This is a genomic window from Paraglaciecola chathamensis S18K6 (assembly GCA_000314955.1).
In the GTDB taxonomy this organism is placed as follows: Bacteria; Pseudomonadota; Gammaproteobacteria; order Enterobacterales; family Alteromonadaceae; genus Paraglaciecola; species Paraglaciecola chathamensis.
On sequence record BAEM01000026.1, the window covers coordinates 15875 to 42120 of the forward strand.

The following is a 26246-nucleotide window of genomic DNA, read 5'->3' on the forward strand; positions in this document are numbered from 1 at the left end:
GTTGGATAACTACTTTCGCCTTTTGGCTCTTGGATGCGCCGTATCGTATACGCTGGCCAGATGTTGAAAGTTCAAGTGGGTGTACACTTGTGTGGTAGATAAATTAGCATGCCCGAGTAATTCCTGCACGCCGCGCAAATCACCGCTCGACTCGAGAATATGGGTAGCGAAAGAGTGACGTAATTTATGCGGATTAATATCTTGATCTAGATGCTGCTGTTTGGCCCACAACTGCATGCGTTTGGCTATTTGTCTGTGGCTGATACGCCTTCTGTGCTTGCTTAAAAACAGGGCAGGTTCATTTCCATCAGCTAACTCGCCGCGCACTTTTAGCCATTGTCCGACGCACGTTAGTGCTTTTTTGCCTACTGGCAGCAAGCGCTCTTTGCTCCCCTTACCCATGACCCGTAATTGCCCGTCATCTTGCAAGCTATTGAGATTTAAATCTGCTAACTCAGCTAAGCGTAATCCACAGCTATAGGTCAGTTCGAGCATGGCTTTGTCACGAATAGCGAGCAGTGAGACATCATCGAAATCCAGCAACTGATGCATTTCATCTACATTGAGTTGTTTGGGTAATGGTTTGCCTTGCTTGGGGGCTTGAACCGCTTTGGCTGGGTTGCTGCACAATACCTCAAGCTCAACCAAGTAGGCACAATATCCACGTAACGCAGATAATCGAAGCGCAATACTACGTGGGCTTAAACCTTGGCGTCGAGCGTGATTGAGTACTTGGCGCACATGCTCAACGCTTAGTGCTGACCAGCTTGAAATGCTTAAGGTTTGGCAAATGCTTGCGAATTGTCGTTGATAATTTTCAATCGATTTAGCGGCTAAATTACGTTCGTACTTGAGGTAGTCAAAGTACTTGTCTAGCAAGGGTTGCAGGCTTGGCTGCGCAGTCATTAATAAGCCAGAAGTTTGGGAAGCAGTATGCTTAAAAACTGCTGTAACTGGGTAATAAGCAGGGTATCCATGTCTGGGTTAAAATGCCCAGGATCGTTACTGCCAATGGCTAAAATACCTAGCTCACCGTTATCGCCTAAACGCAGCAAAGCTACGGATTCTGCTTGTTGGTCACTAAAAAGCAGCTTTTTCTCATGTTCACTCAAGCGCCCGAAGAAAAAGTCGTTATCTTTAAAGCGCTTTTCAGCGAACAGTTTACGTTGAATTTCCGGTAGCGCAAAGGCACCTTTGTAAGGCTTTAGAGCAACAGAGGAAAGGTTCAACTGCTCTTGCATCACGTCTTCTAACACAAACTGCACTGAGCTAATGTCAGTGCATTTCAAGACGCGAAGATTCAAATCAGCATAAATTCGGTATATAGCTTCGTTTTGCTTAGCAATACCAATCAACTGGCTGAGTTTAGTATTCAGTAACCGCACTTTTTGTCGCAGTTGTTCGCTTTGGCGTTCAACCAATGACACGCTGCCCTTTTGGGCATGGGGCAATTGTAATTGCTCGAGTAGAGCGGGGTGTTTCACGAAAAACTCAGGATGCTGTGCGAGGTAGACTGCCACCTGCTGCTCAGTTACACCATCCGGTTCAGCAAAGGCGGACGTATCGTCGAGTTGGCTTTTTTGCTGACCAGATGCTTCATTCATAACGTGATATTCCCATCAAAGACATGTTCCGCTGTCCCTGTCATTTTTAAGATTGACCCTGGCCCTTGCCAGCGAATTTTCAAGGTGCCACCGGGTAAATCGACTGTGACGTCCTTGTTTAATTTTTTCTGCATTTGCCCTACAGCTACTGCTGCGCAAGCACCGCTACCACAGGCGAGAGTTTCGCCAACGCCACGTTCGTAAACGCGAAGTTTTATGTGTCCGCTGTTTAGAATCTGCATAAAGCCAATGTTTGCCCCTTCAGGGAAGCGTTCATGAGCGACTAACATTTTGCCTATGCCTTCTACATCCGTCGTTGCAATATCATCGACCAATAATACACAGTGTGGGTTACCCATGGAAACCGCGCCACAAAAAAAGGTATGGTCATTTTCACGGATGATATAAATGTTTTCTTGCTTGTTAGCTTTGAGCGGGATTTTCGAAGGCTCAAACTCGGGCTCGCCCATATTAACGGTCACTTGCCCATCGCGCTCGTGATACAACACGATACGGCCAGCTTTGGTGCTGACCACTATTTTATTGCGGTTGGTCAACCCTTTCATTTTCACAAAGCGAGCAAAACAGCGAGCACCATTACCACACTGGGAAACTTCTGAACCGTCTGAGTTAAATATGCGGTAATGAAAATCTTGTTCTGGGTCGTACGGAGGCTCAACGACTAATAATTGGTCGAAGCCGATGCCGAAGTTGCGATCCGCCAACTGGGCAATTTTCTCTTTGCTGAAAAAAACGTTTTGAGTCACGTTGTCGATAACGACAAAGTCATTGCCCAAACCGTGCATCTTTGAAAACTGAACTTGCATGTGTGCCACTTACGTAAAAATCACTTAATCAGACGACAATCGCCCTTGTATCAAGTACCTATAATGATGGTTATATCATTTCAAAGCACTGCTGACTATGGATTTGCACCATCTTGGCTAAGGGATGGTGCAAACAGGGGCTTGATACCCTTATAGCGTGCTTTCACCACGCCATAAATCTTCAAGGGTTTCACGTTCACGCACTACTATGACGTTTTCCTTGTCGACCATGATTTCAGCGGCTTTACAACGACTGTTGTAGTTTGAGGCCATCACAAAACCATAAGCGCCGGCACTGCGTACCGCTAAATAATCACCCGCTTCGATTGCTAATTCGCGCTCTTTGCCGATGAAGTCGCCGGTTTCGCATATTGGCCCAACAACATCATAAACTGCGCTCTCACGGGTGAGCGAAGTATCAAGGGGGATAATACTTTGCCAAGCTGAATATAATGCAGGACGAATTAAATCGTTCATGGCGGCATCAACGATCGCGAAATTCTTTTCAGCGCCTTGTTTTAAAAATTCTACCTTGGTCAATAACACCCCGGCGTTGGCCATAATGGCGCGACCCGGCTCAAAAATAAGCTGTAAATCTTCACGGCCTTGCATTCGCTGCGCGATGGCTTGGGTGTATTCATCAGGGTGAGGAGGCGTTTCGTCTTTGTAGGTTACCCCTAAGCCGCCGCCGACATCTAAATGCGCTAAGGTAATGCCATTTTCGGCTAGTTCATCAATAAGCACTAATAGTTTATCAAGCGCATCAACAAATGGTGCAATTTCGGTTAGCTGTGAACCGATGTGGCAATCGATGCCTTTTATTTCTAAATTGGGTAATGAAGCAGCATGGCGGTAAACTTCCACCGCTTGTTCACGCTCGATACCGAATTTATTGGCTTTTAGACCAGTAGAAATATAGGGGTGCGTCTTCGCGTCAACGTCTGGATTAACCCGAATTGAAATAGGAGCAATTTTATTTTCAGCAACAGCGACTTGGCTAATACGCTCTAATTCTGCTGGTGATTCAACATTGAAACACTTGATGTTGTGCTTGAGGCCTAATGCGATTTCTTCTGGGGTTTTACCTACACCAGAAAAAACAACTTTGCTCGGGTCACCCCCCGCTTTTATGACGCGTAATAGCTCACCACCTGACACAATATCAAAGCCTGAACCGAGCTTTGCCAGAACACTTAATACACCTAGGTTAGAGTTGGCTTTTACTGCATAGCAGACTAAATGTGGATGTGCGCCAGCTGCTTTATCAAAGGCTAACCAATGGCGCTCGATAGTGGCTTTAGAATACACATAACATGGGGTTCCATGGGTTTGAGCAATGTCGTGCAGGGATACGTCTTCTGCATAGAGTTTTTCATTTTTATAGCCAAAAAAATCCATATTACTGCTTACCTTCTTGGGTCTCTTGAGATGGGCTAGGAGAAGTCTGAGATGTTGTGTTTTGCTGGGGCTTTTCCGGCAAAGTTAGGGGGTTCTTTTGCCCACAGCCCTGCAGTGTTAGCAGGGAAAGTGCACTTATTAGTGCTAACAAAAAAATCGTTTTACGTTGCATCTCAGGTCTCAACTAATATTGTAGCCGCGTATGATGGCACTCTTAGCGTAAAATGCAACGTGTTAGCTGTGCTTTAAGCGTTATAATCTATATTCATTTTCACCAATACGCACTTAACCACACTCGGTTAAAAGTACGCGTGAATGTGGCTTTGAAGTGAGTGCTAGCGGTTTGCAATGGGAAGTTTGTCTAACTGTGTGACCACTGATTGTGGAAAGCGTACTTTGCTCCAAAGTTGCTCGCATAATGAGTTAACGGCTTTCCAATCTCGTTTGACTAGCCAATCGATCAGAATATCTGGGTTTTGTGGGTAAGCAATACGTTCAATAGCAGGTTTAATTAACCATTCTTCGACAGTGTCGCTGTCCAGTGTTGGCATGCTTTGGGCTAACCCAAGTTGAACTAGGGTCTTGGCATTAGACAACTGTTCGTATTGGCCGCTCAGAGGTTTTATCAACAGTTTTTTACCAAAGTGCAGACATTCACTTGCCAGTTCAAAGCCCGCGTTGGCAATTACCCCAGAACAGCTTTGTAGAATATTAACGAAGTCGGCTTTTGATGGTCGACGCCATTGAATATTTCCTGCCTGAACGTCTTTCTCTATCTTAGGGTGAAAGCAAATGAAATCATGCTCTGAGAATGGGTCAAGCAGGGCATTGATATCGTCTACTTCTTCAAAGGGCAAATATACCAAATAAGTGCGCGACGGTGGGCAATGGCTGTCATCCGCTTCGATGAAAGGCGGCATAATGGCGTGGCCAAAGTGATACCAGTGCACACCTAGATGTAAGTCTGTGGGGGCAAAGTATCGTGTAATGAATTTATCGAACAAGGTGCCGGGTTGTTGCGGAATGGGGTGTACAAATGCCGCTTGATGGCTGATGGAAATAGACGGAATGTTATTGCGTTTTGCCGCCCAGGCGCTAATTGGCTCGAAGTCATTAATGATTAGGTCGTAGTCGCTCGCGCGCACGCGTTTGATATCTCGATACAACTCGCTGAACTTTGCTGATTTGAAAGTAGCAGATTTACTGATTTTGCCACCTTTGGTTTCGAAACTTAAGCCGCGATAGCTAGCGAAATCACCAAAGACTTCCATATCGAAATACTTGTCTTTATCTCTGCCTGAAAAAAGATAATCGACTTGAATATCGCTGCGTTGATTAAACGCTTTCGCCATGACTCGGGCGCGGGTAGTGTGCCCATTACCGGTGCCTTGTACACCGTACAATATCTTCAAAGGTGAGTTCTCTTTAGTTAGGACAAGTTATAGCAAAGACAAGCTGAAATAAGACATGCTTAGGCCCAGCGCCGCACCCGCTATAATGTCGCTAGGGTAGTGCACACCTAATAGCACCCGAGATAGCCCGATAATGCTGGCCCAGCAATAAACCAAAATCAGCATGGATGGATAGAAGCTAGCTATGAGTGAGGCCATTAAAAATGCCGCTGCTGTGTGCCCTGAGGGCAAGCTAAACTTGTCGGATGGGGTGATATGAGCACTGAAGTTTTGCAACAGATCGCACGGTCGCTGTCTGCGTAAAAACTTTTTCAAAATTAAATACACAGGCAGTTCTAAGCTGTATGCCAGCAATGCGCTGTATAAGAAGAGCGCACCATGCTCTGCCTCAAATAACCAAAGCAATAAACCAAGGAGTAAATATAGGTGCCCGTCGCCTGTACGTGACATCCAAATTATCCAGCGGCAGTCACGTTTCGCGGTTAACCCAAAAAGCCAGTGAAAAAGCTGGGTATCTGTCTGAGTAAGTGTTTTCAATGTGACACTCCATCAACTCGCATGTGTTCGATGGTGAAGATGGTATTTTTTCTGTGTGAAGCTTAGGTGACAGATTAAAGAACAGTTTATGAAATAAATTTCCCGGCAATGTGAATTAAAAAAACGCAAAAGCTTGATTAGTAGTGGCATTGCCAATACCTAACAGTATACTGGTGATAATTCGTCTGAAGGGGATTGGCAATGGAATATAATACATCTGCATTATGTGATTTATTTGCTGACAGTGTTGATGTGGTAGAACCCATGTTTGTTAGCTTTGGTGGCCGTGCTTCATTTGGCGGTGAAATTACCACCATTAAGTGTTTCGAAGATAAGGGTGTGATTCTTAAAGCGCTAGAGAAGCCAGGGTTAGGTAAGGTATTACTCATCGATGGCGGCGGCTCTATGCGCAGAGCGCTAATTGATTCAGCCGCAGCTCAAATTGCTTTAGATAATGGCTGGGAAGGCATTATTTGTTATGGCAGTGTGCGTGAAGTTGATGATCTTGAAGAAATCAACGTTGGCGTTCATGCGATAGCTTCTATTCCCGTCAGTGCTGACGACCAAGGTGTTGGCGAGGTAGATGTGGCGGTGAATTTTGGTGGTGTGACTTTTTTACCAGAAGATCATGTATATGCTGATCGTACGGGAATTATTCTGTCACCCGAACCTTTAGATGTAGAGTAAATCTAAAAGGTTAGTATTTTCAGAACGAACAAATTTCAGATATAAAAAAAGCCATCATTTTGATGGCTTTTTCGTATTCATTTGCAGTGTAATTTAAAAATTACTTACCTACTAAAACAGAAACGTTGGTAATACCAGCTTCTTTAGCTTGGTTAATGACTTCAGTTACTACACCGTGCTTAGCTTTAGGGTGAGCTTGAACAGCAGCAGAGTCTGTGTTGTTCTCAGCTAAAAAGCTTTGAATGTTCGCCACGATACGGCGGATATCCACTTCACGACTGTTCATCATGATAGTGCCATCTTGGTTAACGCGGATCGCTAAAGATTTAACATTCGTTTTCGGCGGCGGTGAATTTGAGTCTTTTGGACGCAAAACATCTAGACCTTTCTCTTTTACGAAAGAGGTGGTAACAATGAAGAAAATCAACATGATGAACACGATGTCCAACATAGGGGTCATATCAATTGCTGCTTCGTCATCAGAAGAGCCGTGCTTCTTTCTTTTCATCTGTACTTGTCGCCAAATTGTTGAAATTGAATTCGCCTAGTATAAAGGCACTTTTAGTTGAGAGCATCCACTAATTACATAAATTTATGCAATTGTATTAACGAAAATGTATTGTTTTTCACATGATGGGTATAAAAAGTGCCCAATTACCGATTTATCAACTGACAAATCAAAAGATGTGAATGGGCTATTCATGCAACAAACATATCGTTTGCTCTCTTTATTGACATATTCCTACGACCAAAACGAAGATAAGTGTGACTCAGATCAAGCTGAGGATCTCGCAGATCATTTTTCGGCACGCGCACTATTTGTATCGTAGAACGAGATGTTTTGCAAACCCAGTACATTTTTTAAACGCCTGTTCAAGGTCGGCATTCTGCACTAGCTGCTTTTGCTCTCGAGTGCTTGGCCAAGATGAACAAAGTAGCGTAAAAAATGATCTTGAACGGTTCGTCTATGCGTATCTTTGGGGTAAACACCTAACATCGCTTCTGGCGTTTTCTTGGTACCCTGCACTAAAAACGCGTTGCGTATGGGCTGATCCTGAATGATCGCTTCGAACGCTCTTGCGGCCATCTCTTGAGGACGAGCGAAATAATACAGTTTCATTTCTTTGTCCACCAAGGCGCTGGCTAAAACGTATTGGTTTGGTTCTTCCTTGTCAGGGGATAGGAAAATAGCCTCGAAGCACTGACTAAGCTTTTTGTTCAGCCGGTGGGGATGCATCTCGTAATCATCTAACCATAGCTCGGAGGCAAAATGATGAGACTCACAGTTAACGAAAAGTTTATCGCAAATATAATGATCAAATGCGTGAAACCATTCATGGGCTAACGAGCCGCCTCCTGCATTTTTTGCCAGGGCAAGACGTTTTGTTTGGGATTCATAGTGCGCGCAACTGTGCTTGCGCCCGCCAGTACCGAAGGCTAAGGATAAGGTACCGTTTAACGAAATAACCGATTCAGGGACCTGCAGAATATCCATTAAATCACAGAAGGCATCGAAAAATAGATTTGCTGCAATTTGCTGCTCTTCAGGTGTGACCCATTTGCCTATATTAACGGTACGAAATCCGAAAATTTTTACGATATCCTGAAAACTGACATCCGCGCCACCACGATGTTCATCACCATTGCGATAATAAGGGCGATGTAACCGTGATTGGCCCGTTTTGGGTATCACTGGTTGTCGTTATCCAATTCTAATAGCAATTGTTCAGCCCAGGTATCAATGCGTTGCTCGGTTTTATCGTACTGATTTTCGTCATCCAGTGATAAACCCACAAAGTGAGAACCATCTTGGGTAAGCCCTTTTGATTCGGTAAATTCATAACCTTCATTGGGCCAATAACCAATAATATTGCAGCCTAGAATAATCAGTTCGTCGTGCAACATACCAAGGGCGTCTTGGAACCACTGGGCGTAGCCAAGTTGATCTCCAAGGCCAAATAAAGCCACGGTTTTATCTTTTAGATTCAGACCACTGATATCTTGCCAGCACGACTCCCAATCTTCTTGTAGCTCACCAAAATCCCATGTGGAAATCCCGAAAATGAGCACATCGAATTGCTCAGCCTGACTTAGAGGAACATCTTTAATATTGAACATATCCACCACGTGAGCATCGAACAAGCGATTAAAAGCAGTTTGAATTTTCTCTGCAGCCATTTCGGTGTAACAGGTTGTTGAACCGTAAAATAAACCAATTTTAAAAGCCGAATCTGACATGGGTACCTTATATTGCCGCTAAAACGTTAGCGCTATTGTCCTTGTTTGCTATGCAATGGTCTAGGCTTGATGACACTTTGTGCCTGTACTTTTGTTGCTAAGCAGGGTGAGGTAACTAACACTTTGCCGCCGCGTAATAGGTGATGCTACTAATAAGGCCGTCGCTGAGTTGATAGATAGACATCGCACATTGCGAGGTTTCGCTCTGCTGTTGCTCAGTAAACGCCTCCTCTATTACCGCTACGGTATTGCCCAATTCAATACTGTCTTTTATGCGGGAGCGAGCATTAGGCTTTGCTTTGAAATGTGCTTGCATGGCACTTTGTAGCTGTTTTTTATCTGCGGTTTCAACAATTAGCTGATTGTTAGCTACCCCAAGCCATTTCACGTCTTCGGTCATATTTATCAACATGCCATTGATGTCATGTTCATTGTACGCAGCCATAAAATTAGCAATGCGATCAAGATTATTCGTTGGCTGTGCATGGGTGCGCGAAGCAGCGAGGGTTACACAGCTTATTAGAAAAACGGCTGACATTAACCGAGTTATGTTTTGGCGTGTACTCACGTTCATTTTGGTTCCTTAGAATAAGAACTTGAATGTTGTCCAGTATTTCATTGTTTTCCCGATGTACCAAGACGATTTAATTTGTCTGTTGACTCGTTAGTCAGCACTTTAATATGTAATATTAATATTATTTACACTGAAGTAGCTTGGCATTGCCAGCTGTGTTCAGATGTGGGTTTTGAACGCCAGTCGCTGTTTATAAAACGAGGAGCTGGTGTTTGAGCCTATTTGTCTATTTTCATCACTATTGCTTACTCGATATTGGAGCCACTTGCTATGACATCTTCTGAATCTTCGACTGTACCTGATTGGCAAAATCCTCAGGTCTTCGCTATTAACAAAGAGCCAGCGCGAGTCTCATTTTATGGTTTTTCTCATGATCCACAGAAATATGTGGATACCCCGTTTGATTCTCAAGACTATTTTAATCTCAATGGGGAATGGGACTTTCATTGGGTAGAAGCCCCGCATTTGCGACCGAAAGATTTTTTCAAGCCTGATTTTGATACCCGCCATTGGAATAAAATTGCTGTGCCGGGTAACTGGCAATTATTGGGCTATGGCGCGGCGAACTATATTAATATGGCGGTCGATTTTGCTAGCCATCCGATTGCTGGTGAAGTGCCGGCAGACAACAACCCTGTGGGGTCATATCGCCGCGATTTTGTCTTGCCTGATAATTGGACGGATAAACAAGTTTTTATCTATCTAGGGGCAGTTAAGTCAGCATTTTATATATGGGTGAATGGTCATAAAGTTGGCTATTCACAAGACTCTAAGACACCAGCTGAGTTTGATATTACTCAATACGTAAACGCAGGAAACAATGTGCTTGCGCTGGAGGTATATCGCTGGTCTGACGGCACTTATCTTGAGCTACAAGATATGTGGCGATTGTCTGGAATTGAGCGCGATGTGTATTTGTATTGCACACCTAAAGTACGGGTGCGAGATTTTCATGCGCTGGGAACACTAGACAGCGATTACCTGCATGGTGAGTTTGCACTAAGCGTTAGTATTCAGTCTCATTTGACTGAACAAGAAAATAGCGAGCAAGGCTGTAAAGTGCGCGCGCGTTTGCTCGACGCTGAAATGGCCGTTGTATTCGAGCAAGTAGAGCCTGTAATAGACTTAAATGGGTATTCTACTGAATTACATTTTGCTGGCAAAATTGAGCATGTTGCTAAGTGGAGTGCTGAAACGCCTTACTTATATCAACTTGAACTGACAGTGGTAACTGCTAAGCAGCAGGCAATTCAGCACATATACTGGCGCGTGGGATTTCGTAGCAGTGAACTGAAAAATGGCAACGTGTTAATTAACGGCCAGCCCGTATTATTCAAAGGGGTAAACCGCCATGATCATGACCCGGTAACGGGGCATGTCATCAGTCGGGAATCTATGCGCCGAGATATGCAGTTGCTCAAACAGTTTAATATCAACGCAGTGCGTACCTCGCACTATCCAAATGACCCTTATTGGTACGCATTGGCTGATGAATACGGTATGTATATTGTCGATGAAGCCAATATTGAATCTCATGGTATTGGCGCTGCCAATCAAGCGATTGCTTACGACCCGAAAGGACATATGGGTAATATGCCTGACTGGAAAGGCGCCTACTTAGATCGTGTTTCTAACATGTATGAACGAGATAAAAACCACCCCAGCGTCGTGATATGGTCAATTGGTAATGAGACGGGCGACGGGCCGAATATGGAGGCTTTGTACGACTGGTTGAAAAGTAAAACCAATATGCCAGTCATGTCAGAGCAGGCTCAGTTACGCCGCCATACTGATATGTATAGTCAGATGTATGCGCCTATCCCTGTGCTTGAGCACTATGCTCAACTTGGTGAAACCCGCCCGCTCATTTTATGCGAATACGAACACGCCATGGGCAATTCCATGGGGAATCTTGCTGATTATTGGCAAGTGATCGAGAAATATCCGCTTCTGCAAGGTGGTTTTATTTGGGACTGGGTGGATCAAACCTTTGCATTGACCACAAAAGACGGCACGCCATATTGGGGCTACGGCGGAGATATGGAAACGCCGGGTATGTATCACGATGGTAATTTCAGTGCCAATGGGGTAATGGCGGCGGATAGAACGCCCAATCCTCACGCGTTCGAAGTACAGACGGTTTATCAACATATGTGTGTTGATGCGTTTGATGTTGAAAAGCAGTCTATTAAGGTCACGAACAAACGATACTTTACTGATTTATCCGATGTATCACTGCATTGGCATATCGAAGAAAATGGTCATGTCGTTCAGCAAGGAGTTATTGATACCTTGGACATTCCGGCGCAAGCAACGGCAGATGTTAGCTTTCCTATTCAGCAAGATACATTGCCTGCGGCTGAGTATTTCGCCAACTTTGCCTTTATAAGCAAAGCTAGCTCTGACATGGTGCCCGCAGGTTTTACTGTTGCTCGCAGTCAGATACCCCTTGAGCACTTATCTTGTGCTGTAGATTTACCGCAAGATACCGCTGAAAAAATCGACCAGTTGCAAATAAGTGAGTCGGATTCACAACTGATATATAGCGGGGCTGATTTTTCTATCCATTTTGATTTGGCATTGGGTTTAATTAGCGAGTATCACTTACAAAACCAAGCAATGCTGCTTGACCCTATTCGCCCTGAATTTTGGCGTGCTCCTACTGATAATGACTTTGGGGAAGGCTTCCCTGAAAAAGCCAAAGATTGGCAGTATGCAGGGCAGAATATTGAGCTGACCAAGTGTAGCTGGGCGGCGCTCAAAGATAGCAATGAGGATATTTGTGGGCTTGAAATAACAACAGAGCATTACCTGAAGGACGTGCAAAGCCGATATTTGAGTCGCTATACAATGGATAGCGATGGCAGCGTTACCTTTGATATATGGTTTTATGCAGCACCTCATCAATTTCACAGTGCCTTGCCACGTATTGGTAGTCTGGTGCAAATGCCTACTCAGTTTGATCAGGTTCAATGGTTTGGCCGTGGCCCCCACGAAAACTATTGGGATCGTAAAACGTCGGCATTTGTTGGGCGTTATGCAATGTCAGTAGATGAATTGGCGTTTCCTTACGTTCGCCCTCAAGAAAATGGCTATCGTAGCGATGTGCGCTGGGTGACTTTCCATGATGCAAGTGGAGTGGGATTGACCTTCAAGGGATTAAACCAAATCGGCTTTGGCGCCCAGCGTTATGACGTACACGAATACGACCAGTTTGAAAAACGTGGCTTACATCCGCATGAATTAACCAAACATGACCGGGTGTTTATCAATATTGATTACAAGCAGCGTGGCGTAGCAGGAACAGATTCTTGGGGCACAGCTCCTTTGTTTCAGTACACCTTACCTTGGCGGGATTATCATTATGGATTTGTGATGCAGCCAAGCCGTGGGTAAAGAGTAAGCGGACAGGCATTGGTGACGCTATGAATATATAGCGTTTTTTATAACATATTTAATTTTTATCCCATGAACTATTGACCAAGACGGCTTATCTACTTATAAAACATAGAAAAATGATTGAGCTGGACTATGCATGAAGCATAAATATTTGGTGTTGGGACTGATTACGACGGCACTATTGGGCTGTGGGGAAGTGCAGCAGGCGGCTGATGTAGCGCCAGTTGAACTGGATAAAAACACCGAAATTGCTGACGGGACAATGATGTTGAAAGGGCAGTGGATCACCGAACCTAATGGTGATGTGATGATTGATCCGCAAACATCAGGCTTAACCGTATGGAATGATAAACTCGTTTCGTTAAGTGATAGAAGCGCCGATGTTTCCCAGCGCATGCAGCTGCACGTAATATCCCCGGATACTGCTAAGCTCTCAGGTGAGCAGATGATGCTGTCGCTAAGTGAGAGCCTAAAAGATAGTTGTTTTGCCGGTTATATACAAGGTAACCCTGACTTAGAGGCGTTGGTAGCCGTTCCTGATGAGCCCGGGGTATTTTTGACGATTACAGAAGATGCCAGCAGTTTTAAGGGGCTAAGTGAAAGCTGTGTTACGCAATATGGTGAGTCGGGCTCGGTAGATTACCCGTTTGTCCTTATTCGCCTAGAGGTACAACAAGACAACTCTGTTCTTATGACCCATGCCCGGCCCTTAAAATTTTCACCTTCGTTTAATCTAGGGGATTATCCAAATGACGGGATTGAAGGATTAGCCCTTAGCCAAGACGGGCGATTGTATTTTGCGCTAGAAAGAGACGCACAAGATAGAGCACGTATTTTTACCACCACGCTCAACCAAGATACTTGGCTGCACGATGGGTTTATTGTGGTTGAGGATAGCAAAGTGAAATTGCCGGCTTTTAAGCACGGTAATCATCCCATTAATGCCTTGGAATTATATGAACGTGACGGTCATGAATACTTGTTTGCAGCAGCAAGGAACGACGAAAAACTCTGGCTGGTGGACCTTGCAGGTCAACAAGAAACACTGATTATTAACCTCGGCTTTTATGCCGCAGTGAATGAGCCAGATGATATATGCCCTGCCTGGGAGCCAATGGATAACGCTTCGATTGAAGGGTTAACCATCATTGATGACACTTTGTGGATGGTGAACGACCCTTGGAAGAAAGTGTACTTAAATAATATCAGCTGTGAGCAAAATCGCGCCAAATTCGAAAAAATGGCGCCTTTGCTTTTTAATCTGCCGATTCAAGACGCGTGGTTTACCTTAGGGGGGGACGAGCGCTAGACGCTTTTCAAACGGCTGGCGAATGTCTTTTTAAACTTAGCCAGTTTCGGGGCGACCACCATATTGCAATATTGGTTTTGAGGGTTATTGCTAAAATAATCTTGGTGATAATCCTCAGCTTGAAAGTAGTTGTTTAGTTCTGTTACTTCGGTCACTACTGGATCTGGCCAGATTTCCTCGTCGCTTATTTCTTGTATTATTTCCTCAGCCGCTGCTTTTTGTTGCTCATCATGATAGAAAATCGCACTGCGATACTGGGTGCCTACATCATTGCCTTGTCGATTTAATTGTGTGGGGTTATGTAGCGCAAAGAAAATTTCTAAAACTTCTCTATAGCTTAGTTTGTCTGCATCAAAATTGACTCTAACCACTTCAGCGTGACCAGTTTGACCGCTACAAACAGATTCATAAGTTGGATCTTGAGTTTGGCCACCGGCATAGGCACTGACCGCTAGTTCGACACCATCTACTGTGTTAAATGCTGATTCTAAACACCAAAAACAGCCGCCGCCCAAAGTCGCTTGTTGAATATTTGCCATGACTTGTCTCACTTAAATTGGTAAACCTTTAATGTGGTTACATTGTTCTGTGTGTTCAAGGCTGATGAGTAAACTATTTTTTCTTTGTAGGCGTAAAAGACCCCAAAGCAAGGTCTTACTTGTAGAGGTAGGTATGAAAATAAAGATTTTTTATGATGGTCTTTGTCCTCTGTGCGCGGCTGAAATGAAAAAGCTAAAGGCATATGACACTGAGCAGTGTATTCAGTTTGTTGATATTCAAATGACAGATTTTAGCCAACAATACCCAGCCCTGAATTGGGATGCGCTTAATGCGCGTATTCACGTGCAAAAAGAGAATGGCGAGTTAGCTACCGGGTTAGATGCAACTTACCTCGCTTGGGAATCTGTGGGTAAAGGATGGCTCTATAGCTGGTTACGCTGGCCAGTTATTCGTTGGCTTGCTGATGGATTTTACGCATTCTTTGCGCGTAATCGCTACACCATTTCGTATTTACTAACCGGACAGAAACGTTGTGCGACGTGCGTTGTACAATCTGAGAAAGATAAGAGTAGTAACGTATGACGATGAAGGGAAATGCGCTGGTCATTGGAGTGTCAGGCGGGTTAGGTCGCGAAGTGTATAGGCAGTTGCTGGCCACAGGTCAATACAAAACAGTGACTGGGGTGTCCCGTCACGTTAAGCAAAAACCAGCAGCGGATATTTCACATTTTATATCAGGCGCCAAGCTCGTAGAGCTCGATTATAGCAAAGAGTCATTAGTTAAATCCTTTTGCCAAGAGCTTGAAAATACAGGGCAGTTTACACGGGTGGTATGTTGTAGCGGGGTATTGCATGGCTCCAGTGCCGACGGAGCTAAATTGCACCCAGAGAAACGCTTAGAAGAACTTTCAGCAAACATGCTCAGCGCGTATTTTGACACCAATACTGTCATACCTGCGCTTTGGTTGCGCTATTTGTTACCTTTGGTGCAAGGCCCGCTGTCTTCTGATGTCAGTTTTTTTAGCGCCAGAGTGGGCAGTATCGAAGATAACCGTTTGGGTGGTTGGTACGGTTATCGAGCGAGCAAAGCGGCGCTAAATATGCTGATTAAAACCGCGCAGGTTGAATACCAAAGGCGAGCTAAAAATGTGAGCTTGGTGTGTTACCACCCAGGCACTGTTGACACAGCGTTATCAAAGCCTTTTCAGAATAATGTAAAACCAGAGAAGTTATTCACCTGTGAATTCAGTGTTAGTCGCCTACTTATGCACTTAAACAAGGTTCAAGCCGAGAAAGGCCCGTATTTTATAGATTGGAACGGCAAAGAGATCCCATGGTAATCCTCTGGATTTACAACTTGTAAATATTTTGTACATGTCAGCTATTGAGCGAATACATCTGAGCGAAGACTTTTTAATTATCTGCTGTTAACATCCGTTCATTATTATAAAAATAGATAACAACAATAAAGGATGTCTTTATGGGCGCACCTCGCGAACAGTTTGGCTCTCGTTTAGGTTTTATACTCGCCGCTGCTGGTTCAGCTGTGGGTATCGGAAATATGGTTGGTTTTCCGGTTGCTGCAACAAAAAATGGTGGCGGTGCTTTCTTGCTGATGTATGCCATTTTCGTTGCCTTCGTTTGTTTACCCGTGATGTTAGCCGAAATGTCGGTTGGTCGTGCAAGTCGTAAGGATCCGCTCGGTGCATATAATGACTTATCCGGTGGTCAACGCCATTGGAAAATAGCGGGCTGGTTGGCCACTATTACACCTTTTATGATCGCCATTTTCTATCTCGTGCTTACCGTGTGGATTTTCGGCTACTTAGTGCAATGTATATTAGGTAACCTTGATGTGTTGGCTGACCCCAGTACATTTGGGATATTTATAAATGGTTACGAACTGTTTTACTACATGATTGGCGTACTCATCATTGTGTATATGATCTTACAAGGTGGGGTGAAACAGGGCATTGAAAAAGCCGCTAAACTGATGATGCCAACACTCTTTGTCATGCTAATCGGCTTGGTTATTTTTGTACTTACTCTAGATAACGCATTTGAAGGGGTAAAATATTACCTTATCCCAGATTTCACCAAAATAGACGCTGCTGTAGTAAGCGCCGCCTTATCTCAAGCATTCTTTTCGTTATCTCTGGGTATGGGGATTATGCTGACTTACGGCTCATATCTCGACAAGCATGCTGATGTGCCTGGCTCAGCGAAACTAGTAGGTTTAATGGATACCGCCGTTGCTTTTATTGCCGGTCTGTTAATTTTGCCTGCGGTGTTTTCATTCAATCCGAATACCAATACTGAAAGCCTAAGTGATTCATCTGTTGGAATGATTTTTACCTTCTTGCCTAAGATTTTCTTGGCCCTACAAGCCACTATTGGCTATACAGGCGCGAGTATTGTGGCGAGTTTGTTCTTTTTGTTGGTGTTTTTTGCTGCGATCACCTCTTTGGTGTCAATTTTTGAAGTGCCAGTTTCAGCGTTAATGGAAGATAAAGGTTATAGCCGTAAGAAATCTTTGGCGATACTAGGAGGATTGCTGGTGGTGATGTCAATTGCGGCAGCGACGTCTTTTGGTATTTCTACTTTCTTTACAGAGTTTCTCAGTTACGCAGGGCAAACAAAGTCAGTATTTGATGTCATTATCGACGTATTCTACGATACGATTTTACCCTTTAACGGCCTTCTGGTGTGTTTGTTTGTTATTTATCGTTGGAAGAAAAGCAACCTGAACACTGAACTCGATTTAGGTTCACCGAAATTCGCCAACAGCTGGTTTGAGAGATATGTTAACTTTTCCTTAGGCACCTTCATTCCGGTCATTCTATTCTTAGTGTTTATTAATACGGTGGCGCTGAAGTATTTTGGCAGTGCTTTAATAGGCTAACCTACAGAGCCAAATACGCAGGGTATTTGGCTGCTTTAAGGCGACAACATTCGTAGATTCGAGAATGTTATAGCATATCGTAAGGGCTTGGGTATGCGAGAGACAGACTGAGCTTTCTCAAGGTGTACTCTGGATTAAGGTGTTTGCTTGGCTGCTCTTGATCTTCAGCAGAAAACGTCGGCGGTGTTAAGTTAAGCTGCTTTGCTGCCCAACTATAATAGGCTTTTCGAGTGGGGTGCTCAGTTGACGATAACAGCAACGTTTCCCCCCACGCATCATTTAGTATTATCTTTTCAATTGCGTTTATCACATCCCGCTGGTGGACCAAATTAATTTTTTGACTGCCTGCGGCCAACCCTTGTTTGCCTGCTAAAAACTTGCCGGGATGTCGATCAGTGCCAACAAGCCCAGCTAGGCGTAAAATACAGGCTGTTTGAGGAATATTTTGGCAAATATATTCTTCTATAGCTTGGTGCGCGTGAGCTGACTCTGTGGCAGGGTTTAAGGGGCTCAGTTCGGTGATTTCCCCCTGGACATTACCGTACACCGCACTTGTGCTGATAAAAACGATTTTCGCTTTATGTTCAATGCTTGTACTGTGAATAAGTTCGCACATATTGCGAACAAACTCAGCGCTGGCTTGTGGGTTATTAGCTAAATTTTTGCGCCCAGGCGGAATATTAATAATCACTAGATCGTTATCAAGCAACGCTGCTTTACTAGGATGGTCAGCGAGGGATTGACCAAGCGTAAACGCTAGGGCATTAATTCCATCTTTCTTGAGACGGTTGAGCCGCTCTTCACTGCGAGACGTGACTCTTACCTCAACAGAGGTGCCTTCGTTTTTTTCTCTGAACTCGTTGCTGCTCAGTCGAGTGGCGAGGGGCTGGCCTAACCAGCCCCCACCATAAATAGTTATTTTCATAGTTGGCTTAACACAATAAGTGGACTTGATAAAATTACATTGCGTAGTGTTTTACCTGAAGTACGTCCATGTTCGCAAGTTGCGGTACTTCATTTTGCAGTTTTTCCTCCAAGCGATCTATGTTGGCTAAACTGGCGCAAAGTACTTCGGCGCGTGCTTCTAAGGCTTCACCTTGATGCTCAAACTTTTGTTCAATATTTTCAGCGAAAGTTTCCATGCGTTGTTCAAAATCATCCACATCACCGTCGCTGAATATAAGTTCACTGCCGATGGCGATCATTATTTGCCCTATAGAATGGGCGACAATGGTTTCTATGGCTTGCTCGAACTTTTGCTCAAATCCTTCACTTAAAAATTCGCCATCCTCGAAATGAGCAGAGTTTAAGCTTATTGAGCCATCATCACTGTAAAAGCTGCGGTCAAGCTCACGTTTTAGTTCACCAAGCTGGGCGCTAATGTCATCGACAACCGAATTGTTTTCCCCTAACAACTGCGTAAAGGTCTCATGCAGGGCATAGCGTGCCAATTCAATTGCGTCAGAAGCGATATTGGCGGCCATAGGCACCGCTGAGTGGATACTGTTATAAAACTCGTCTAGTCGTGCTTGTTGGTTATCGTTAAGTTGTGTTTGTGTTCCGTTTACCCAAAGCTGTTTACTTTGATTGATAACAATTTTGTCATCTTGTGTAGTGGTTAGTGTCAACACTTGGTTTTCTAGCTGCATGACACCATCAAATTCAACATCACATTGTTGGTCGGCGGCTACAGCCATGCTGCTAAAGAGTAGAGCAGTACAAAATATGAGTTTATGCATAACCTTTTTCCTTTAAAGTTTAATTTCGTTTTGTCATCTGGCGTGATGAAATGTTCTTTTACAGGATAGAGCAAAGGCTAGGCCAATATTAAAAAATCAATAAATACAAAGAGTTATTATTTTATCAGGGATCGTACTCTGCCATTTAACACGCTTATTTAGCAAAAAAGCTAATAGTTAGGCAATTTCACCAGCCTATGTTTTCTGGATTAATTTGGTATATAATTCCGCCACTATTTTTGTGGGCTTTTAGATTGATTTTTTGATGTTGAGGAAGAGTAATGGGTAATTGGGCTGATGCAATCTTGTTTGGTTTTGGTTTAGTGGCGTTTGTATTGGGTGTTACCAGTATTATCATGGGCTTTATTGCTCAACCTGTACAACAGGAAGACGTAATGAAATCCCGTGTAGAATACGGCTTTTTCGGTGTTTCTGGTGTGGTTTTATTCTTGTTATTCGTATACGCATTGACCGTAGGCTAACTACCTACAGTCAAAGGTTTACTTTCAAGTATGGTAGCTACCTAAGATTAGTGAGCTCTATCACTGATACGTTGATAGGCTCGCAATTCGAAGACTGGCAACATAGCCAGTGCATGATCAAATATATCCCCCTGAATACCCTCGTAAGCGATCCAATCTTTGTTGGCACTAAAGCAGTATATTTCTAAAGGTAAACCTAACTCAGTAGGTGGTAATTGCCTTACCATTAAGGTCATATCATGGTTAACGCTGGGGTGATGATGCAAGTAGGAAACTAAATAAGCGCGTAATGTACCTATGTTCGTTAAGCGCCGGCTATTTAACAAGTCTTGAATATCGATTTTCTGCTCAAGATGATAAGCATCTAATTCTGCGCGCTTCTTTTCTATATACTGATTTATAAAACGAATTTTGCGAAAGTCGTCGAGCATTTCTTGATCGCAGAATCTAATGCTGTTTACATCAATGTATATTGAGCGTTTAATGCGTCGCCCTGCAGACTCAGACATACCGCGCCAGTTCTTCATCGAGTCGCTTATCAAGCTGTACGTTGGCACGGTGGAAATGGTTTTATCCCAATTTTGCACTTTTACTGTGGTTAAACCTACCTGAAGTACCGTGCCATCGGCACCATATTTAGGCAGTTCAACCCAATCACCGGTGTTCACCATGCGATTAGCGGCAATCTGAATACCCGCGACAAAACCAAGAATTGTATCTTTGAATAACAATAAAAGTATTGCGGTGACCGCTCCTAACCCAGAGAGTAAAAGTAGCGGTGACTTGTCGAGTAAATTCGAGATGATAAGCAAACCTGCTACTATCACAACGAACAGTTTACCTACTTGAATAAAGCCGGTAACAGGTGCACGTTTAGCCAGCTCTGATGCGTTATATATATCTTCAATTGTGTTTAGCAGCGCGCTACTCGCGGCAACTGCAGCTACTAGCATATAAATGATGGCAATTTTCTGCAGGGCGGTATAAAGGATAGGATCTTGTACTAAAACACTGCTACATAGATAAATCACCATAGCTGGCACAATATGGCCAATACGTCTGAACACACCATGTTCATGCAGTTCGTCATCTATGGTGTTTTTACTATTGAAAATCAGCCGCGTTAAACGGCCTGTTAAAAGTACGCGAACCAAACGGAAACTGAGCCAGGCTAAACACAGTAATAGTGTTACAGCGGTAATCGCAAAAATAGCACCATTGTTACTTACAGTAAGCCCAAGGTATTGATAACCTTGAATTATATACTCACTTAATTGAGCGCTTTCTTCCACTTATTTACCTCCAGATAACTGCTTTATTTGCGTGTCTTTGTTTGCCCATTGCGAGTTTAACCAGCTTTGAAAACCTGTTTTAAACCCTTCATCGTTAAAGTAATCACCGATGATATCAGGTTGCACTGGGGTGACGTTTGCGCGAAGAATGACTCTGCCTAAACGCCCCGCGAGCATATCAAGCATGGGTTTGTTGGAATTGTCAGGATACATCAAGGTAACATCTAAAATGCCTGTGAAAAGTTCTCCCATTGCAGCAAGAGTAAAAGCGATGCCACCGGCTTTTGGCGGCAGCAAATGGTTGAATGGGCTGTTACGTAATTGATGCTTTTGCGGGGTAAAACGGCTTCCTTCAACGAAATTAATCACAGTAGTGGGGCAGGTTCTAAACTTTTCACATGACCGCTTGGTAGTTTGTATGTCTTTACCTTTTAAATGAGGGTTTTTCTCAATAAATTCGCGGCTATATCTTTGCATGAACGGCATATCTAAGGCCCATGCCCCGAGACCAACAAAAGGTAACCAGATCAGTTCCTTCTTAAGAAAAAACTTAGGTGCAGGAATTTTGTCAGCCGCGAAATCGACCAGTAAAATGATATCTAGCCAACTCAAGTGGTTTGGCATCATGAGGTACCAATGCTTTTTACTCAATTCACCGTCAATTTGAATATCAAACTCTACGGGGTTAAAAAGTCGAATAAGACGTACGCTGATCACACCAAAGGCACAAAGCATAAAATCTAACATTGGATTTAACGCACGGGAGATAGGGGGAAATGGTAGTAGAAACTTAAGTAGTCCTAAGCAAATAATAAGAATGGCCCAGAAAGACAAATTAATGAGCTGAAGGCTAAGATGAAGCGGAAATACAAGCAGCCCGCGCATTACAGATAACATCTTTACCGCTCCATCGACAATTGTTCAATTTTGTTGTCTTTTTCAGTCCAAAGGCTGTTTAGCCAGCGTTGGAACAACACTCGTTGCGCTGAGTTTTCAAAGTAATCTTTCGCGAATGCGTCGCTTTGCAATAAGTCGCTGATAGGCGTAACTGAAACATGTACCTTGATTGTTTTCACCTTCCCGCACACAAAGTCCCAATAACTAGGGCTACCTTGCGGATAATAAATCGTCACGTCTAATAATTTGTGAAGTTGGTCTCCCATGGCACTTAATACAAAGGCCATACCGCCAGCTTTAGGTTTTAATAAATGCTGGAACGAGGGGGATTGGCGTCGGTATTTTTCTGTCGTAAAGCGGGTGCCCTCGACAAAGTTCATAATACTGACAGGTTTAGTCTGAAACTTTTCACAGGCTTTTTGTGTGGTTTCTAAATCCTTACCTTTGAGGTGCGGATTTTTGGCTAAAAAGGACTTGGTGTAGCGACGCATAAAGGGAAAGTCGAGCGCCCACCAAGCAATGCCTAAAAATGGCACCCAGATTAACTCTCGTTTTAGAAAAAATTTCAAAAATGGAATTTTACGATTAAACACGCGTTGAAGAATGAGTATATCCACCCACGATTGATGGTTTGCGATAACCAAGTACCAATCATCTCTCGTTAAGGTCTCAACACCAGTGACTTCTACTTTGGTGCGGCTGAAAATGTGTTGGTTAAAATTGTTGACGCTGATCCATGATGTTGCGCAGCCGTCCAATAAATAAGAAAGCCCAGTTCGCCATATTTTTATCGGGATCAGTTTAAGAAAAGACAGTATTACAATGGGGATAACCCAAAATACCGTATTAATAAAATACAAAATAACCGACAGTACACCCATCAAATTGCCAAACAACAACGCCACTACCTGCACTCCAACCCAAAGCAATAACTAACAAAGGGGGTAGTGTAAACTAAAGTCGAAGCAAGCGAATAGTGAAGTATCAGGTTTTTAGGTATTTTGTACCTTAAGTTAGCTTAAATGCCGACATTATCCTTGTTATTTACGTTTTCCCACGTTCTGTTCTTAGAAAAGTGGCTGCCTAAAAACACCATTTGATCACTAAGTATGCGCCGGTTCATTAGATAAAAGCGCTCATAAATATTAGGTGTAAAGGGAACAGCAATTAATGAAAGCCCAGCTTCTTCTGGAGTACGATCAGCTTTAAAACAATTACAGCGATTGCAGGCAGAAGCGCAGTTCGTCCATGTATCTCGTCCACCTTTAGCGCGCGGAATAATGTGGTCTCGGGTTAACTCAGGTATACGGAATTTTTGACCGCAGTACATACACAAGTAGTTATCGCGTCGAAACAAGTAACGATTATTCAACGGTACTTTGCCTGACGGCGGGGTAACTTTTCCATCACAGCCGATGATTGAAGACAAGGTTAAGCGGCTCTGAAAACCTTGGTTGTTCCAACCACCGCGCAACACACGCTTACTTTCACCTAGCTCAAATAGAACGCGGTCTTGAGAATAGTATTTGGCAGCTTCTTCTAAGGTGATCCAAGCCTGAGGTAGGCCAGATTTGTTCAATCTTAATACCAACATACACTTGCCTCTTTATAGGGGGACAATATAGGTTCGCCCAAAGTAAATACACTGCGCATTTCTCACGTTGGGCAAATCATCCTACTATCCTACTGTGTACTTATTTTGACCAACTGTCATTAAATACTGTTTGCGGTCTGTTTTTTTAGTTACCTGAGAAAGAATTTGTGTCAGCCGCGCAACTGCTTTTCATGGGCTCCCCGCTTTTGTTTGCCATTTTCCGTGTTCGTCTAAGCTGTAAAGGAGACGTAGGTGGGGCAAGGGGGCTAGGCGCAAATAATCCACTTGTGTTATGTGTACTATTAGCAGAGTAAAGTTTTCATCTGGTTGCGCATGGCTGTAATTTGATCCATAGCTTTCACGTAATGCGTCACTTAAGTTTTGCCAATGCGTAAGCCGTAGCTGCTGCTTGAAGCGAGATGTGGCCTGCTCCATAGCCGCATCGAGATGCCCAATACACTCTATCTGGCCTTTAAAGCGAAACTGCTCTCGGGTTTCACTAAAGTACCAACAAGTTTCAACGCGGTTATTGCTTTCAAGTTGAGCAATTTTTTCACTTCGCTTATCTGTATGCAGATACAACTGGTTTTTATCTTGATCGAATCCCCTAAATACCAGCGTTCGACAATGTGGCTGACCGTGTATATCGACAGTGGCGAGCTGTAAAAAACGACTGCTTGGGATATCCGTATGAACAGATAAGGCGCGGCTAATGGTTTCTTGCCAAGACAAATGCTGCTGCATAAGCACTCCTAATATGTAGAATGAGACAATTTCGACATTTTCATTACAGTGGACCTTAACATATCTAAGTGTCTGGCATTCCGTGAAGACCAATATCGCTATCGGCTTTAACGTAAGTGACTAAAAGTTGGCATTCTTCCTTGAGACTCCAATTGGACGAGGCGTATCAATATATTTTGAACAGTCGTTCATTTTTAACTTGAACGATCGTTCAGGTGGATGTATATTGCCTTTACTGACTTAATTAAGTCCCGAAATTAACCTCAATAGCTGGAGACAATACGATGACAGATTTTACCCTTCACACAGTAGAAACAGCGCCTGAAAAAAGTAAACCTATTTTGGAGCAGTCACAAAAAACAAATGGCATGCTTCCTAACTTACATGCCGTCATGGCTGAAGCCCCTGGCTTGCTCGAAGGTTATCAAGTACTCCATAAGTTATTTATGGACTCATCATTCGACGCAGAAGAGCAGACCGTGGTATGGCAGACGATTAATGTTGAGCACAACTGTACCTACTGTGTGCCTGCACATACGGCTATTGCCCACTCGATGAAGGTTTCTGACGATTTAATTGAGGCGTTGCGCAACACAGAGACGATGCCAACAGAAAAACTGCAAGCACTACACGAAACGACCTTGGCTATGGTGCGCGAGCGCAGCATCGTATCTGACGATGTTGTACAGAAATTCTATGCAGCAGGTTATGGGCAAAGGCAACTACTAGAAATTATTCTATGCCTATCGCAAAAAGTGATGAGCAACTACACCAACCATGTTGCAGAAACTCCGCTTGATGAACCATTTAAAAAGTTTGCTTGGAAGTAAATAGAAGCTTTACTCCCTACTATAAACGAGACCGCTAGATTAGCGGTCTCTTTGTATCAGATGTACTCAAGGTTTGTGCGTGTGCGCTGTAGTGTTATAATCCGCGGCCTATTTGTGTTCTCACTTGTATCTGTGAGCGAAATGATCATTACCTGTGTTTGGTGTTGGTTAAAAAAATACTAACTATTTATGAAAGGCTTTCAGTGAATACTCCCTCTGTTCCCCTCAATCGCACAATTTCTGTCGCACCAATGCTGGATTGGACAGATAAGCATTGCCGTTATTTTTTGCGTCAAATTTCCAAGCACGCTTTGTTATATACGGAGATGGTGACCACTGGGGCGATTATTTTCGGTAAAGGTGATTATTTAGCATTTAATGAAGCAGAGCATCCGGTGGCCTTGCAACTTGGTGGTTCAGACCCTGCGGATATGGCGCGCTGTGCTGTGCTGGCACAAGAGCGTGGCTATGACGAAGTGAACATTAACGTTGGTTGCCCATCTGATAGGGTGCAAAACGGTCGTTTTGGTGCTTGCTTGATGGCAGAGCCAAAGACCGTCGCTGACTGTATTAATGCGATGCAAAAAGAAGTAGATATTCCGGTTACAGTTAAATCTCGCATCGGGATCGATGACATGGACGAGTACAAAGATCTAACGGATTTTATTCAGGTTGTTGCGGATGCAGGTTGCGAAATATTTACGGTTCATGCTCGTAAAGCGTGGCTTAAAGGGCTAAGCCCTAAAGAGAATCGCGATATTCCGCCTTTGATGTATGACCGAGTCTACGCGCTTAAAGAAGAGTTTCCACATCTTAATTTAAGCATCAACGGCGGGGTTAAAACGCTTGATGATGCAGCTTTGCATCTAGACAAACTCGATGGCGTTATGATTGGCCGCGAAGTATATAGCAACCCCTATATTCTAGCCGATGTAGATAAACGCTTCTATCAAGACCAAACCCCAGTACCTAGCAGGGAAGAAATCGTGCATGCCATGCTACCTTATGTAGAGAAGCAAATGGCAAGTGGTGCCCGCGCATGGAATATTGCTCGGCATATGCTGGGATTGTTTCAAGGGCAGCCTGGCGGGCGAGTGTGGCGCCGCTATTTAAGCCAACATGGAACGGGTCAAAGCAAGAACGGTTTGCAAGTAGGACCTGAGCTATTGGTCAATGCATTAGCCGCTGTTAACGAAGCTCGTGCTACAGCAAAAGCCTATCAAGATAGCAGGGTTAGTTAATTTAACCACCTAAGTGGTGGTTTTTGCTAACCTGTTGCT

Annotated in this window: 28 protein-coding genes; 9 read left to right on the plus strand and 19 right to left on the minus strand. The window is 43.7% G+C overall.

From position 1 onward, the window contains the following. Window positions 1–9: 9 nt before the first annotated feature. The 7 genes from GCHA_RS07915 to GCHA_RS07945 all read right to left on the minus strand — a co-directional run bounded on the left by GCHA_RS07915 (window position 10) and on the right by GCHA_RS07945 (window position 5778). A complete protein-coding gene (locus GCHA_RS07915; RefSeq protein ID WP_007986893.1) occupies window positions 10–906 on the minus strand; it encodes a tyrosine recombinase XerC in 897 nt (298 codons plus the stop codon). Then, window positions 906–1604 (minus strand): DUF484 family protein, encoded by a 699-nt coding sequence (locus GCHA_RS07920; RefSeq protein ID WP_007986895.1) that lies wholly within the window; start codon window positions 1602–1604, stop codon window positions 906–908. The genes GCHA_RS07915 and GCHA_RS07920 overlap by 1 nt, the downstream gene beginning before the upstream one ends. Next, complete coding sequence (gene dapF / locus GCHA_RS07925) at window positions 1601–2431, minus strand: diaminopimelate epimerase (RefSeq protein ID WP_007986897.1); 831 nt, start codon at window positions 2429–2431, stop codon at window positions 1601–1603. The genes GCHA_RS07920 and dapF overlap by 4 nt, the downstream gene beginning before the upstream one ends. Before the next feature lie 150 nt (window positions 2432–2581). Continuing rightward, window positions 2582–3829, minus strand: coding sequence for a diaminopimelate decarboxylase (gene lysA / locus GCHA_RS07930; RefSeq protein ID WP_007986899.1), 1248 nt, complete (start codon window positions 3827–3829; stop codon window positions 2582–2584). A gap of 1 nt (window position 3830) precedes the next feature. Beyond that, window positions 3831–4001 (minus strand): LPS translocon maturation chaperone LptM, encoded by a 171-nt coding sequence (gene lptM / locus GCHA_RS23315; protein WP_437123583.1) that lies wholly within the window; start codon window positions 3999–4001, stop codon window positions 3831–3833. A 163-nt stretch (window positions 4002–4164) separates the two neighbouring features. Continuing rightward, window positions 4165–5241 carry an MJ1255/VC2487 family glycosyltransferase gene (locus tag GCHA_RS07940; RefSeq protein ID WP_007986904.1) on the minus strand — a complete coding sequence of 359 codons (1077 nt, stop codon included), beginning with the start codon at window positions 5239–5241 and terminating at the stop codon, window positions 4165–4167. Window positions 5242–5268: 27 nt separating this feature from the next. Then, window positions 5269–5778 (minus strand): phosphatase PAP2 family protein, encoded by a 510-nt coding sequence (locus tag GCHA_RS07945; RefSeq protein WP_007986905.1) that lies wholly within the window; start codon window positions 5776–5778, stop codon window positions 5269–5271. A 201-nt stretch (window positions 5779–5979) separates the two neighbouring features. On the opposite strand from GCHA_RS07945, the gene rraA reads away from it, so the two are divergent. Further along, complete coding sequence (rraA, locus tag GCHA_RS07950) at window positions 5980–6465, plus strand: ribonuclease E activity regulator RraA (RefSeq protein ID WP_006991623.1); 486 nt, start codon at window positions 5980–5982, stop codon at window positions 6463–6465. Window positions 6466–6565: 100 nt separating this feature from the next. Here the strand turns inward: rraA and GCHA_RS07955 are convergent, their stop codons facing one another. The 4 genes from GCHA_RS07955 to GCHA_RS07975 all read right to left on the minus strand — a co-directional run bounded on the left by GCHA_RS07955 (window position 6566) and on the right by GCHA_RS07975 (window position 9277). Beyond that, window positions 6566–6973, minus strand: a complete 408-nt coding sequence (locus GCHA_RS07955) for an ExbD/TolR family protein (protein WP_007986906.1) — start codon at window positions 6971–6973, stop codon at window positions 6566–6568. Between the two features lie 384 nt (window positions 6974–7357). Next, window positions 7358–8158, minus strand: a complete 801-nt coding sequence (locus tag GCHA_RS07965) for a CLCA_X family protein (RefSeq protein ID WP_007986907.1) — start codon at window positions 8156–8158, stop codon at window positions 7358–7360. Beyond that, window positions 8155–8703, minus strand: coding sequence for a flavodoxin FldB (fldB, locus tag GCHA_RS07970; RefSeq protein ID WP_007986908.1), 549 nt, complete (start codon window positions 8701–8703; stop codon window positions 8155–8157). Before fldB ends, GCHA_RS07965 begins: the two co-directional genes overlap by 4 nt. 115 nt (window positions 8704–8818) lie before the next feature. Beyond that, window positions 8819–9277, minus strand: coding sequence for a nuclear transport factor 2 family protein (locus GCHA_RS07975; RefSeq protein WP_007986909.1), 459 nt, complete (start codon window positions 9275–9277; stop codon window positions 8819–8821). Window positions 9278–9547: 270 nt separating this feature from the next. Here GCHA_RS07975 and lacZ point away from each other — a divergent pair, with 270 nt between their 5' ends. Then, window positions 9548–12673 (plus strand): beta-galactosidase, LacZ type, encoded by a 3126-nt coding sequence (gene lacZ, locus GCHA_RS07980; protein ID WP_007986911.1) that lies wholly within the window; start codon window positions 9548–9550, stop codon window positions 12671–12673. 139 nt (window positions 12674–12812) lie between these two features. Further along, window positions 12813–13985: an esterase-like activity of phytase family protein gene (locus GCHA_RS07985; RefSeq protein WP_007986913.1), complete on the plus strand. Its 1173-nt coding sequence runs from the start codon at window positions 12813–12815 to the stop codon at window positions 13983–13985. Here GCHA_RS07985 and msrA read toward each other — a convergent pair. Next, window positions 13982–14524, minus strand: coding sequence for a peptide-methionine (S)-S-oxide reductase MsrA (gene msrA, locus GCHA_RS07990; protein ID WP_007986916.1), 543 nt, complete (start codon window positions 14522–14524; stop codon window positions 13982–13984). The genes GCHA_RS07985 and msrA overlap by 4 nt on opposite strands. Window positions 14525–14657: 133 nt before the next feature. Here msrA and GCHA_RS07995 point away from each other — a divergent pair, with 133 nt between their 5' ends. The 3 genes from GCHA_RS07995 (at window position 14658) to GCHA_RS08005 (ending at window position 17388) form a co-directional block, all read left to right on the plus strand. Beyond that, complete coding sequence (locus GCHA_RS07995) at window positions 14658–15068, plus strand: thiol-disulfide oxidoreductase DCC family protein (protein WP_007986918.1); 411 nt, start codon at window positions 14658–14660, stop codon at window positions 15066–15068. Continuing rightward, a complete protein-coding gene (locus GCHA_RS08000) occupies window positions 15065–15826 on the plus strand; it encodes an SDR family NAD(P)-dependent oxidoreductase (protein WP_007986919.1) in 762 nt (253 codons plus the stop codon). Before GCHA_RS07995 ends, GCHA_RS08000 begins: the two co-directional genes overlap by 4 nt. A 140-nt stretch (window positions 15827–15966) precedes the next feature. Further along, entirely contained in the window at window positions 15967–17388 is a 1422-nt protein-coding gene (locus tag GCHA_RS08005) for a sodium-dependent transporter (RefSeq protein ID WP_007986921.1), read from the plus strand. Window positions 17389–17455: 67 nt separating this feature from the next. Here the strand turns inward: GCHA_RS08005 and GCHA_RS08010 are convergent, their stop codons facing one another. Further along, window positions 17456–18313 (minus strand): NAD-dependent epimerase/dehydratase family protein, encoded by an 858-nt coding sequence (locus tag GCHA_RS08010; protein WP_007986922.1) that lies wholly within the window; start codon window positions 18311–18313, stop codon window positions 17456–17458. Window positions 18314–18347: 34 nt separating this feature from the next. Further along, on the minus strand, window positions 18348–19127 hold the full coding sequence (locus tag GCHA_RS08015; protein WP_007986924.1) for a DUF2884 family protein: 780 nt from the start codon (window positions 19125–19127) through the stop codon (window positions 18348–18350). A 281-nt stretch (window positions 19128–19408) separates the two neighbouring features. On the opposite strand from GCHA_RS08015, the gene GCHA_RS08020 reads away from it, so the two are divergent. Continuing rightward, window positions 19409–19609 carry a hypothetical protein gene (locus tag GCHA_RS08020; protein WP_007986926.1) on the plus strand — a complete coding sequence of 67 codons (201 nt, stop codon included), beginning with the start codon at window positions 19409–19411 and terminating at the stop codon, window positions 19607–19609. Between the two features lie 47 nt (window positions 19610–19656). On the opposite strand, the gene GCHA_RS08025 is transcribed toward GCHA_RS08020, so the two are convergent. The 5 genes from GCHA_RS08025 to GCHA_RS08045 form a co-directional block, all read right to left on the minus strand. Further along, on the minus strand, window positions 19657–20901 hold the full coding sequence (locus tag GCHA_RS08025) for a mechanosensitive ion channel family protein (protein WP_007986928.1): 1245 nt from the start codon (window positions 20899–20901) through the stop codon (window positions 19657–19659). Continuing rightward, entirely contained in the window at window positions 20902–21798 is an 897-nt protein-coding gene (yihG, locus tag GCHA_RS08030) for a 1-acylglycerol-3-phosphate O-acyltransferase, YihG family (RefSeq protein WP_013752596.1), read from the minus strand. A 2-nt stretch (window positions 21799–21800) separates the two neighbouring features. Further along, window positions 21801–22703 carry a 1-acylglycerol-3-phosphate O-acyltransferase, YihG family gene (yihG, locus tag GCHA_RS08035; RefSeq protein WP_007986931.1) on the minus strand — a complete coding sequence of 301 codons (903 nt, stop codon included), beginning with the start codon at window positions 22701–22703 and terminating at the stop codon, window positions 21801–21803. Window positions 22704–22816: 113 nt separating this feature from the next. After that, window positions 22817–23392 carry an HNH endonuclease gene (locus tag GCHA_RS08040; protein WP_007986933.1) on the minus strand — a complete coding sequence of 192 codons (576 nt, stop codon included), beginning with the start codon at window positions 23390–23392 and terminating at the stop codon, window positions 22817–22819. Between the two features lie 189 nt (window positions 23393–23581). Then, window positions 23582–24136, minus strand: a complete 555-nt coding sequence (locus GCHA_RS08045; RefSeq protein ID WP_007986935.1) for a pyridoxamine 5'-phosphate oxidase family protein — start codon at window positions 24134–24136, stop codon at window positions 23582–23584. 284 nt (window positions 24137–24420) lie between these two features. Between GCHA_RS08045 and GCHA_RS08050 the strand changes: the two genes are divergently transcribed. After that, window positions 24421–24966, plus strand: coding sequence for a carboxymuconolactone decarboxylase family protein (locus GCHA_RS08050; RefSeq protein ID WP_007986937.1), 546 nt, complete (start codon window positions 24421–24423; stop codon window positions 24964–24966). Between the two features lie 203 nt (window positions 24967–25169). Further along, window positions 25170–26207: a tRNA dihydrouridine(20/20a) synthase DusA gene (gene dusA / locus GCHA_RS08055; RefSeq protein ID WP_039992243.1), complete on the plus strand. Its 1038-nt coding sequence runs from the start codon at window positions 25170–25172 to the stop codon at window positions 26205–26207. Window positions 26208–26246 lie beyond the last annotated feature (39 nt).